At 30.3% G+C, this 11,410-nt stretch carries 10 protein-coding genes and 1 other annotated feature; of the genes, 6 read left to right on the forward strand and 4 right to left on the reverse strand.

Going from position 1 to position 11,410, the window contains the following annotated elements; genetic code table 11:
- The gene (locus SPD90_RS00860) at positions 1-1,611 is read left to right on the forward strand and encodes a hypothetical protein (RefSeq protein WP_320924029.1); all 1,611 of its coding nucleotides are present in this window, start codon (positions 1-3) and stop codon (positions 1,609-1,611) included.
- Between the two features lie 51 nt (positions 1,612-1,662).
- On the opposite strand, the gene SPD90_RS00865 is transcribed toward SPD90_RS00860, so the two are convergent.
- On the reverse strand, positions 1,663-2,805 hold the full coding sequence (locus tag SPD90_RS00865) for a DUF1002 domain-containing protein (RefSeq protein WP_320624389.1): 1,143 nt from the start codon (positions 2,803-2,805) through the stop codon (positions 1,663-1,665).
- A gap of 427 nt (positions 2,806-3,232) precedes the next feature.
- On the opposite strand from SPD90_RS00865, the gene SPD90_RS00870 reads away from it, so the two are divergent.
- Positions 3,233-3,754: a hypothetical protein gene (locus tag SPD90_RS00870; RefSeq protein WP_320624390.1), complete on the forward strand. Its 522-nt coding sequence runs from the start codon at positions 3,233-3,235 to the stop codon at positions 3,752-3,754.
- Between the two features lie 86 nt (positions 3,755-3,840).
- Complete coding sequence (locus SPD90_RS00875) at positions 3,841-4,725, forward strand: sigma-70 family RNA polymerase sigma factor (protein WP_320624391.1); 885 nt, start codon at positions 3,841-3,843, stop codon at positions 4,723-4,725.
- A gap of 57 nt (positions 4,726-4,782) precedes the next feature.
- Here SPD90_RS00875 and feoB read toward each other — a convergent pair whose 3' ends face one another.
- Both feoB and SPD90_RS00885 read right to left on the reverse strand, forming a co-directional pair.
- A complete protein-coding gene (gene feoB / locus SPD90_RS00880) occupies positions 4,783-6,909 on the reverse strand; it encodes a ferrous iron transport protein B (RefSeq protein ID WP_320624392.1) in 2,127 nt (708 codons plus the stop codon).
- A gap of 12 nt (positions 6,910-6,921) precedes the next feature.
- Positions 6,922-7,143, reverse strand: coding sequence for a FeoA family protein (locus SPD90_RS00885; RefSeq protein WP_320624393.1), 222 nt, complete (start codon positions 7,141-7,143; stop codon positions 6,922-6,924).
- A 133-nt stretch (positions 7,144-7,276) separates the two neighbouring features.
- On the opposite strand from SPD90_RS00885, the gene SPD90_RS00890 reads away from it, so the two are divergent.
- Entirely contained in the window at positions 7,277-7,741 is a 465-nt protein-coding gene (locus tag SPD90_RS00890) for a metal-dependent transcriptional regulator (RefSeq protein ID WP_320624394.1), read from the forward strand.
- Positions 7,742-7,776: 35 nt separating this feature from the next.
- The gene (locus tag SPD90_RS00895) at positions 7,777-9,231 is read left to right on the forward strand and encodes a UDP-N-acetylmuramoyl-L-alanyl-D-glutamate--2,6-diaminopimelate ligase (protein WP_320924030.1); all 1,455 of its coding nucleotides are present in this window, start codon (positions 7,777-7,779) and stop codon (positions 9,229-9,231) included.
- A 57-nt stretch (positions 9,232-9,288) separates the two neighbouring features.
- Here SPD90_RS00895 and SPD90_RS00900 read toward each other — a convergent pair whose 3' ends face one another.
- A complete protein-coding gene (locus SPD90_RS00900; RefSeq protein ID WP_320924031.1) occupies positions 9,289-10,191 on the reverse strand; it encodes a LysR family transcriptional regulator in 903 nt (300 codons plus the stop codon).
- 215 nt (positions 10,192-10,406) lie between these two features.
- Positions 10,407-10,692 (forward strand) — a binding site (T-box leader).
- 41 nt (positions 10,693-10,733) lie between these two features.
- On the opposite strand from SPD90_RS00900, the gene tyrS reads away from it, so the two are divergent.
- Positions 10,734-11,410 (forward strand): tyrosine--tRNA ligase (tyrS, locus tag SPD90_RS00905; protein WP_320924032.1); only part of this gene is annotated, 677 nt, incomplete at its 3' end.

An 11,410-nucleotide genomic window follows, 5' to 3' on the forward strand; every position in this document is an offset into this window, starting at 1 on the left:
ATGAAGGATTTTTTTAGTTTAAAAATTTTAGATTTATTTAAGCCTCTATTTAAAGCATTTAAAGTAGAATACGATAAGATGAGGCTTATAGTTAAGACAAAGCTGACATTAGATAGACGAAGAGGAAGCGAGTCTAATGGAGGGAAAAATACATTTTTACAATCTCTGATTTTATATTTTGTAATGGGATTTTTCTCATCTATAGTATTGTTTTTCAAGATGGATATTATGGTCAAGATGACGATGATATTTGCATTTATATCAGTTATGCTTTTGACGTCTTTTATATCTGATTTTTCATCTGTAATTTTAGATACATCTGATAAGGATATAATAGGAATAGCTGATGTAAAGCAAAAGACCTTGAATATGGCTAAAATGGTTCATGTAATAATATATATTTCGATTTTGAGCTTGGCTATAGGCGGATTTTCACTGATTGCAAGTTTATTTACATATGGTGTAGGCTTTTTATTGCTATTTGTTGTATGTATTATTTTAACGGATTTTTTACTTATTATGCTAACATCTGTTTTGTACTATGTATTGATAAAAATATTTAAGGGTGAGAGATTAAAGGATGTACTTACTTTGTTTCAAGTACTTATGATGATATTGTTTTTCCTTATGTGTTATATGATGACTAGTGGCGATTTTGCAGGAGTTGATTTTAAACCGCATGCATACAGCTTATTTGTGCCTTTTATGTGGTTTGCTTCTTTATTTAGTGTAGTTTTTGAAGGAAACAGAGAAGCTTTATATATGGTGATGTCTTTACTAGCTGTAGTCGTACCTATTTTGATGATTTTACTTTATATTAAATTGACTCCAGCCTTTGAAAAAAATCTAGAAAAGTTAGATCAAGTTTCGTATAGCAAGAGTAAAGCTAAAAAAGGCTTTGGATTAAAGCTAAGCGAGGTTTTATGTAAAAATAACGAGGAAAGAGCATTTTTCAATTTTATATACAATAACTTGAGTAGAGATAGGGATTTTAAAACAAGGGCTTATCCTACTTTGGGAACAGCAGTTTTAATGCCATTTGTATTGTTATTTGCATCTTATGACAAAAATATGGGTATAATGGAATATATAAATTCTTTGAGAAGTACAAATAACTTTTTGTATATTTATATAGGTATAATCGTAATACAAAACTGTATCTTATTGCTAAAATACTCAAAGGGATACGAAGCTTCGTTTATATACGATGTCTTACCTATTGAAAAAAGAAAAAATGTATACAGTGCAGAGTTTAAGGTAATAATAGTTAAGTTATTTATACCGGTATTTTTAGTTATAGGTATTCCTTATTTGTTTGTGTTTAAGGTAGGGTTTATCAAGCATCTGCTTATTGCATTTGTGTCGACTATATTTATTTCTATGGGAACATTTAGAATAAATGAAAAGCCACTTCCTTTTTCACAGGATTATACAGTTTCAGCTAATTCTGCTAATTTTATCAATGTCATAAAATCAGCTGTATTTGTAGGAATTTTTACAGCGATTCATTATGTAGTGGCAACGAGTTTAGGAAGCATATTTAGTTTAGTGTATTTGATTTTATTGATTCTTGTTATGGCTATAAGCTGGAATAAGGTTTTTGATGTATAATAAAAAAGGGGCTCGATTTGAGCCTCTTTTTTTAATGTATAAAAATTATATTTACTTGCTGTCAAAGTGTTCAGTATCAGTTTCTACCTCTGGGTCTAATGTATTTTCACCTGATGAACTAGAATCAGTATTTTGATTATCATCAGCATCATCTGATGAATTAAATAAATTACTGAACCAATTTATTATTTTATCGAAGAAACCTTGTGCTTCTTCTTTTGAAGGTAGATTTTCAGCAGCTTTATTAGTAGCATCTATTATAGCTTGCTTATCTAACATTGAATCGTTAGTTTCACCTAATATACCCAGGTCTTCAGAGCCTGAAAATAAACCGCTAAACCAATCGCCTATTCCAGAGAAGAAATCCATTATTCCACCAGTATCTATATTTTCGCCGGCTTCCTTTAAGTTATCGCTTACAACATTAGATACGTTGTTTAAAGTTGATTTCATTTCGTTGTAATCGTAATTTTGAGCAGCTATTTTTTCCATTAAAGCTATTATCTTGTCAATTTGAGCATCTGTCAATTTTACATTGTAGTTGTTTGTTATGTTGTTTATTGTTTCTGCAATTTGAGTCGTATCTTGTGTGTTGTTTTTTATTATGTCTGCTTTGACGTCGTTTATTATACCAGTTGCCTTGTCTTGACCTATTTCATCACCTAGATCTCCTGTAGTTATTAGCTCTTCAGAAGCAAGCTCTTTTTTATCTTCGTCAAGCTTTTCTCCTGTCGCATTTTCAAATGCCTTCATGACACCTGTTAAAGCACCTGTCCCACTTACAGGAAATACTGCAGCTATAACACAGTTAGCGCCAGTAAGTCCAGCAGTTGATAAAGTACTTGCGACCATAGAAGAAGTAACCCAAGTTATATTTGCTGTTTTTACGTTTATACCACTTCCCTCAGTTGTAGGTTCAACATAAGCACAAGAATAAGTTTTAGTACCAAGTTGTTCTTCTGTAGCTATATTTCCTAGATAAGCTCTTTCTTCTTGATTATTTACAGTTATAATTTGAACTTCATCTTCTTTTACTCCAAAGTAGTTTAATATAGTTTGTCTTTGCTCAGGTGAATTGTTTACACCTATAGTAACTACCTTTGAGCTATCAGCGAAAGATTTACTCATACCAAATGAAGAAAATACTAGGCATGTAGCCATCAACATAGATATTATTTTATTTTTGATTTTCATTTTATTGCCTCCCAATACATAATTCGTATTATTAAATTTTTAATATATAATTTTAAAAATTATAAATTTGTTCACATTAATAATATATAATTTTTTTAAAATAAATACGATTACAATCTTGTAACATTGATTATATAATAAATAATTTAAAATATCTCTATTTTAAGGAATTTTTAAGAAAAAGACATAAAAATTAAAGAGAATTTTTATAGTATTTATTGTATTTAATTTGGGCATAATTGCAAGTAATATATAAATTATTTGTTTTAACTTTACAAATATAATAAAATTTTGTACATCATATAAAAATAAGTACGAATATGATTGAAAAAATATTGAATTTATTATATTATAGAAAAGAAATATAATATATTTTACAACAAAAAGACAAATAATTTTGTATATTTTAGAAAGAAAGGAGAAAAGAATGTCAAAAGAATTTGTTAAAGAAAGAGTATTAAAATATCTTATGGAGGATTTATATGTGCCTCAAGATATGATCGACACAAACGTACCTTTAAGTGAATTTGAAGAAGGTGCAGAAGGTATTTTAGACATAGTTGTAAATGTTGTAGTAAAAGAAAATGGTGAAGATTACTATGTACCAGTTTTAATAGTAACATGTGTAGATGAAGACTTTGTAATGGAGGGCGAAGCATTACAAAAAGAAATAGATTTCCTTGAAGATGTAGATAATATAACTACAGCAGGCAGAATGATATTGACAAATGGAAATGAAATGATGTATGCAGATTGGACTGGAGAAGAATACGATACAGAAGCATCTCTTCCTACATACGAACAAATGGAAAAAGAATTTTTCGAAATGGAAAAGAGAATACAAGAAGAAGAAATGTTACATGCCCATGACTGCGATTGTGGATGCCACGACCACGATCATCATGATCATAATCACGATTGTGATTGCGGATGCCACGATCATGAATAATGAAAATGGTATTACATTTTTTTTATTTGGAAACATATAATAAATATATACTTAAATAAACTATGTGTAAAAGAAGGGGTTATATTATGGGGGCTAAAAAAGAAAATACTTACGAAAATTATGTCCATGCAGATTCTTCAGGATCATCAAACGCTATGAAAATGTATTTAAAAGAGATTGAGGAATACAAGATGTTATCTGCAGGTGAAGAAGTTGAATTGGCTAAAAAAGTCAACGAAGACGTACCAGAGGCAAAGGAAGACTTTATAAATGCTAATTATAGATTAGTTGTAAGTATAGCCAAAAAATATAGAAAAGAAAATGTAGATATGCTCGATTTAATACAAGCGGGTAATATAGGTCTTATTAAAGCTGTTGAGAAGTATGATTATACTAAAGGTTACAAATTTAGTACATACGCTACTTGGTGGATTAAACAAAGTATTACAAGATATATAGATGACTGTGAAAACACTATTAGAATACCTGTACACCTTCATCAAAGAATTAATTTTGTAAAAAGAAAAAAACAAGAACTTGCAAATGTATTACAGAGAGAGCCTTCATTAGAGGAATTAGCTGATATTTGTGATATGGAAGTTGATAAAGTTATAGATATTTTAAAAAGGGATAAAAACATTGTATCATTAGACACACCAATAAAAGAAGACGAAGATAGTAGTTTAGTAGAATTCATTCCTTCAGATGCTAATTTTTCAGATGTAGTTATGCACGAAGTAGAGCAACATAATTTGAGAGAAAAAATTGATGAGCTATTAACTGGACTTAGTGAGCAAGAACAAAGAGTTATTAGAATGAGATTTGGTCTTGATGATGATGACCCTAAAACTCTTGAAGAAATAGGAAAAGTATTCGGAGTTACAAGAGAAAGAATAAGACAAATTGAAGCTAAGGCTATAAGAAAATTAAGACACCCAAGTCGACTAAATCAACTAAAGAATTTTTATTAGGAGTTATAAGTAAATATAATATTTGAACTAAAAAAGTGGGAGTTTATCCCACTTTTTTTAAATGATAAAAATAAATATATCGTATAGTATTCTAGTAGCACTACACACTAAAAAAGCTATAGATGTCGGTATTATAAATCCAAGCGCAGTCCATTTAGTGCTTTTTGTCTCTTTTTTTATAGTAAGTAGAGTTGTAGTACACGGCCAGTGAAGTAGGCTAAAAAGCATTAAATTAAGTGCTGTCAAATAAGTCCAACCATGTGATACTAACAAATCTCCTAATTCCTGTAAGCTCGTGTAATCAGTCATAGAGCCAGTTGCCATATACGACATTATTAGAATTGGAATTACGATTTCATTTGCCGGCATACCTAATATAAACGCCAATAGTATAAATCCATCGAGTCCTATAAATCTGCCTAATGGATCTAGAAATAAGGCTATATGATTTAAAATAGTAGCATCTCCAATATAAGTGTTCGCTAAAATCCAAGTCAAAACGCCAGCTGGTATAGCTACAACTACAGCCCTGCTTAGCACAAATAGAGTTCTATCGATTATAGAGGTGTATATAATTCTTCCTATATTTGGAACTCTGTATGGACAAAGTTCTAGGGTAAAAGTAGAGCTCTCTCCTTTTAGAATTGTCCTAGACAGTAGATAAGATACTAATAGAGTTATCATGACTCCTATAAGTACAATTAAAGTTACACAAATAGCAGTAGATATATTTGACAAAACAGAGTTACTTATAGCAGATGTAAAAAATATAGTAGATATTGCAATTAACGTAGGGAATCTACCATTACAAGGCATAAAAGTATTTGTAAGTATTGCTATTAATCTCTCTCTTGGAGAGTCGATAATTCTACATCCGATTACACCACATGCATTGCATCCAAACCCCATGCACATAGTAAGACATTGCTTTCCATGGGTTTTACATTTTTTAAATAGATGGTCTAGATTAAATGCGATTCTAGGTAGATAACCTAGATCTTCTAAAAATGTAAATAAAGGAAAAAAGATAGCCATAGGTGGAAGCATTACAGATACAACCCATGCAAATGTCTTATAAAGTCCAAATACTATCATGTTGCAAATCCATATAGGTAGGTTTAAGTTCATTAAAAAATTGTACATACCTGGTTCTATGCTAAATAAAGCCTTTGATAAAAGTTCAGACGGGTAGTTTGCGCCGCAGATAGTTATCCATAAAATAACAGAAAGCATAATTAGCATAATAGGTATAGCAAAATGCTTTGAAGTAACTATTGAATCTATTTTATCATCAAAGTCTTCTTTATTGTTTTTTGTGGAGACTGAAGCTTCAAATAGCTTTGAGGCGTAGTCGTAATTTATTTTTGAAAAATCATCTCTAATTTTTTTCTTGTCTATATTTTGAGGTATTTTTGATTTTATATCTTCTAGTGTCGATGAAAAGTCTCCTTCGATGTATTTCTTTAAAGAAGAAAATAAACTCTCATCTCCATCTAGTAATCGAAGGCCTAGCCATCTCGGATTGATTTGAGGAAATGTGCTTTCTAATTCTTCTTTAAAGCTATCTACTAGATTTTCTATATCGTCGTCGTATTTTATTAGATTTTTATATGAGGAGGTTTCTTTTAAGACGATTTGCTGTAATTTATCCTGAAGCTCCTCCATGCCGATTTTATTTTTGGCGCTAGTTAAAACTACTGGAATACCTAGTAAATCTTCGAGCTTTTGTCTATCAATTTTAATTGATTTTTTTTCGGCCTCGTCTATTAGATTGATGCACAATACGACCTTATCTGTCAATTCTAAAACCTGAAAAACTAAATTTAAGTTTCTCTCAAGGCAAGTTGCATCGCATACTACGATAACTGCATCTACATCGCCAAAGCATATAAAATCGCGTGCTACAATTTCCTCTTGAGATAATGCAAATAGAGAATACGTTCCAGGTAAATCGATAAGGTCGTAATTTATATTGTTGTAATTAAATTCTCCCCTAGCAGTTGATACTGTTTTTCCAGGCCAATTTCCTGTGTGCTGTTTTAATCCAGTTAAATAATTGAAAACTGTGCTTTTTCCTGTATTTGGATTTCCTGCAAGTGCTACGATGTAGGAGTCCTCTTTTCGTTCTATATTAAAGGAATCCTTTAGAGATTTGATTTTACAATTTTTATATGTCAACCCCATATATTTATCCTCCTATTTCACTAAAATTAAATTGCTCTCTTCCTCTCTAAGTGCAATTTTACAACCTCTAACCTTGTATACAGTTAGGTTGTTTTTAGGTCCTCTTCTCAAAACATCTATCAAAGCTCCCTTCGTAAATCCAAGAGCTAACATTCTCTCTCTTAAATTACCCTCTGATAATAATTCTTCTACCTGAGCTGTGTTTTTTATATTTATGTCTGTTAATCTTTTCAATTTAAAATCCCCCTTAAAAAAATTTAGCCTAAGCTAACAATCTTAATTTTAACTTATGAATAAATCATCTAAATTGTGCAAAATAGTAATAAATTTTATAAAAAAAAATAATAAATATATAGGAGGTGTTTTTTTGAGCAAATATTTTACATTTAATGAATATATGAAGAGCAATAGATTAACACCTAGTGAAGAGGACTATTTAGAGATGATCTACAGAATACATCTAGAGAATAAGGATATTAAGGTAAAGGATATTGCAAATGAATTGAATATAAAGCCTGCATCTGTCACGAAAATGGTTCAAAAGCTAAATGATAAAAATATATTGGAGTATAAAAAATACAATCATATAAAGCTGACTGATGCAGGATATAAAATAGGAGAGACATTACTGAAAAGGCATAATACAGTTTATAAATTTTTGGAGATTTTAGGTTTAGAGCACAATATTCACGAGGAAACAGAAAAAATAGAGCACACTATAAGCTACGATACATTAGAAAAAATGGAGGTATTGATAAGATTTTTTTTAGAATACGAGGATATGTATATTTCGCTAAAAAAATTTCAAGAGGAGAGACATTCTGATACATAAATACCATTAGATATTTGAAAAGTGAGGAGGAATTTATGGAGCTTTTAAAGGTCTTAAGAGGGGTTGAGGTTTTGAGCATAAATGGTCCAGTTGATATTTCTATTGAGGATATATCGTATGACTCTAGGAATATAAAGAAAGGATCTATGTTTATATGTATAAGAGGAAATACAGTAGACGGCCACGATTATATAGACGAGGGCATAAAAAAAGGGGCAAAGGCAATTTTAATAGATCAAAAGGTAGAGTACAAGAGAGATGTAACCTATATAAAGGTATCTGATACGAAAAAAGCTATGGCTCAAATAGCAAAAAATTTTTTCGAAAATCCATCTAAAAGGATAAATTTAATAGGAGTGACGGGAACTAACGGTAAGACTAGTACAGTCAGCTTTATTAGGCAGATAATTGAGTATGAGGATAAAGTAGGGAGTATTGGAACTATAGAGATTTACGATGGAGATAAAGCTGTAGAATCTAAAAACACGACTCCAGAGAGCTTGGATATACAGAAAAATTTAAATAATATGATAGAAAATAACTGCAAATACTGCGTTATGGAGGTTTCATCTCATGCACTAGTCCTAGAAAGAGTCGAGGGAGTAGATTATCAAATAGGCGTATTTACAAATTTAACCCAGGATCACCTTGATTTTCATAAAAATATCGAAAATTACAAAAGAGCCAAGGAAAAATTATTCTATAAGACAAAATCGATAAATTTATTTAATATAGACGACAAGGTTGGAGAGGAATTTTTTAAAAATAACTCGAATAAAAATGTAAAAAACTACAGCTATGCAGTAGATAAGGAGGCTGATTTTAGGGCGGTAGATGTAAAGCTTTTTAGAGATAAAACGGAGTATACTCTAATAGTGAAGGATAGAAAATATCACGTTTCAATACCTATTTTGGGATATTTTAACGTATATAATTCGCTGGCAGCTATAAGCACTTGTATTTTGCTTGGAATAAAATGCGAGGATGTAATAAAGAGAGTGGAAAAAATAAAACCTGTAGCAGGCAGACTTGATTATGTAAAAAATGAAAATGGTGTAGATATAATAGTCGATTACGCGCATACACCTGATGCACTCTTAAATTTAATCGAGAGTGCAAAAATGCTTACTAGCGGTAGAATAATTTTAGTTTTTGGATGTGGAGGAAATAGAGATAAGGAAAAAAGACCTCTTATGGGAAAAATTGCACAAAAAAATTGTGATATTGCAATCATAACATCTGATAACCCAAGATTTGAAAGCGAAAAGGATATAATAAATGATATTTTAAAGGGAGTCGATGAAAATTTAAATAATTACTTAATAATAGAAAATAGAATGGATGCTATCAAAAAATCTATTGAAATTTACGAAAAAGGCGATTTGATAATTATAGCTGGAAAAGGTCACGAAAACTACCAGATAAAAGGAGATAAAAAATACTTTTTCGATGATAAACAGGTGGCCGAGAAATTTTTAAAAGAAAAATAAATGTATTGAGGGAGATGCAAGAAAATCTCCCTTTTCAATTTGAGGTTTACATAAATTCTAAGAACTTTGATTATCAAACCATTTTAATGCAAAATTTTTAAAAAGGGTCTCGTTTTTAGATAACTTTTTATTTTTTATATTTACTAGATAAGTTTTTGCATTAAAATCATCAAATAAATTGATGACCTTTATATGACTATTTATATTATTTTTATAAGATGTGGCGATAGTATCGGGAAGCAGTGTAACTCCCATATCTTCAGAAACTAAAGCCAGCAATGTTTTCGTTTGACTATCTATATAGGAAATACTTGGAAAGAAGTTTAGATTTCCCCAAACATTTAAAAATATATTGTGCAGAGTAGGATCTCCACTTAAAGAAATGTATTTTTCTTTAGATGTTTTATCAAGAGCAATAGTTCTATCTTCTAAAAATCTATGGTTTTCAGATGTAACCATGACTAAGTTGTCGCTAAAAAGCTCATATGAATCCATTGCTTTATTGTTTGATCCTAAATCGTTTACAAATGCCAAATTGAATTTGGAAACATTTAAATATTCTAATATAGAATTGTTACCTCTTTCTATGAGTTCTATATGGATATTTGGATACTCCTTGTGGAAATCTCCTATAAGGGCAGCAAGTCCATATTCAATCATAGTATCTATAACCCCAATTGTAATTACTTCACTTTCTTCACTTTTGTATTTACATAAATCTCTTTGCATTTTATCGTAGCTCTCTATGCTTTTTTGAGCAAAAATTAAAAACTCCTCCCCAGCAGGAGTTAAAGCGATAGTTCGATGTTCTCTTTTAAATAGCTCAATACCAATTTCCTTCTCTAAAGCTTTGATGTGCTTTGATATTGATGATTGAGAAATAAACAATTCTTGTGAGGCCAATGTAAAGTGGTTATGTTTTACAACAGCTAAAAAAGATTTTAATTGTTCAAATGTCATTTTTCCTTTCCACCTCAAAATAAATAATAAATAAAAAATCCCTTTGAAAATATTATAACAGATATAATTATAAATAAGGAAATTACTATATAACTTTGTTAAAATTTTAGTGATTAATATATAAAATAGATATATAAATATATATAAGTATGTATAAATTAATAAAATTATTGACAAAATATAAGAATACTAATATATTTAAATTAAAGATAAATATATATGCTATGAAGGGAAATAGTAAATACGATTTAGTTTTCAGAGAAGTCCTGGTTGGTGTGAAGGATTAAATGAGGTCGTGTCGAATTCATCCTGGAGCAATAGCTTTGAACTTTAAATTAAATTTTAATAAGTAGGAGTTTATCGGGATTGCATACGTTATAGTGCAAGGTACTATTTGGTACTTGTTGAGGTCGATGATTATAAGTCTGCATCAATTTTTAAGGCTTTTTATATTTATTGACGAATTAAGGTGGTAACGCGTGAGATGCTCTCGTCCTTTTGGATGAGGGCTTTTTAAGTATTATGGGGAAGGAAGGCAGAATATGAAATCTTTAGAAGAACAATTAAAAATAATAAAAAGAGGAACACTAGATATAATTAACGAAGAAGAGCTAGTAAAGAAATTAGAAAAATCAATAGCGGAAAATAGACCGTTAAAGATAAAGCTTGGGCTAGATCCTAGTGCGCCTGATATACATTTAGGACATACTGTAGTTTTGAGAAAGCTAAAACAGCTTCAGGATTTAGGACATGAGATAATTATAATAATAGGTGATTTTACAGGCAAAATAGGCGACCCTACAGGAAAATCTAGAATGAGAAAGGCTTTAACTGATGAAGAGGTTCTTCAAAATGCAAAAACTTATGAGGAGCAAGTATTTAAAATTCTAGACGAAGAAAAGACAACTATAAAGTTCAACAGTGAATGGCTGTCTAAATTGACATTTGAACAGGTTCTAAAGCTAACAGCATCTACAACTGTAGCTAGAATGTTAGAAAGAGAAGATTTTAGACTTAGATATGAAAACCAAAGACCTATATACTTAAATGAATTTTTCTATCCTCTAATGCAGGCTTTCGACTCTACTGCTATCGATGCTGATATCGAATTTGGAGGAACAGACCAAAGATTTAATTTATTATCTGGTAGAAATCTTCAAAAAGAAATCGGAAAAGAACCTCAAGTAGTAATTATGATGCCTCTTATAGAAGGTCTAGA

The organism is Intestinibacter sp. (assembly GCF_034113885.1).
Lineage (GTDB): Bacteria > Bacillota > Clostridia > Peptostreptococcales > Peptostreptococcaceae > Intestinibacter.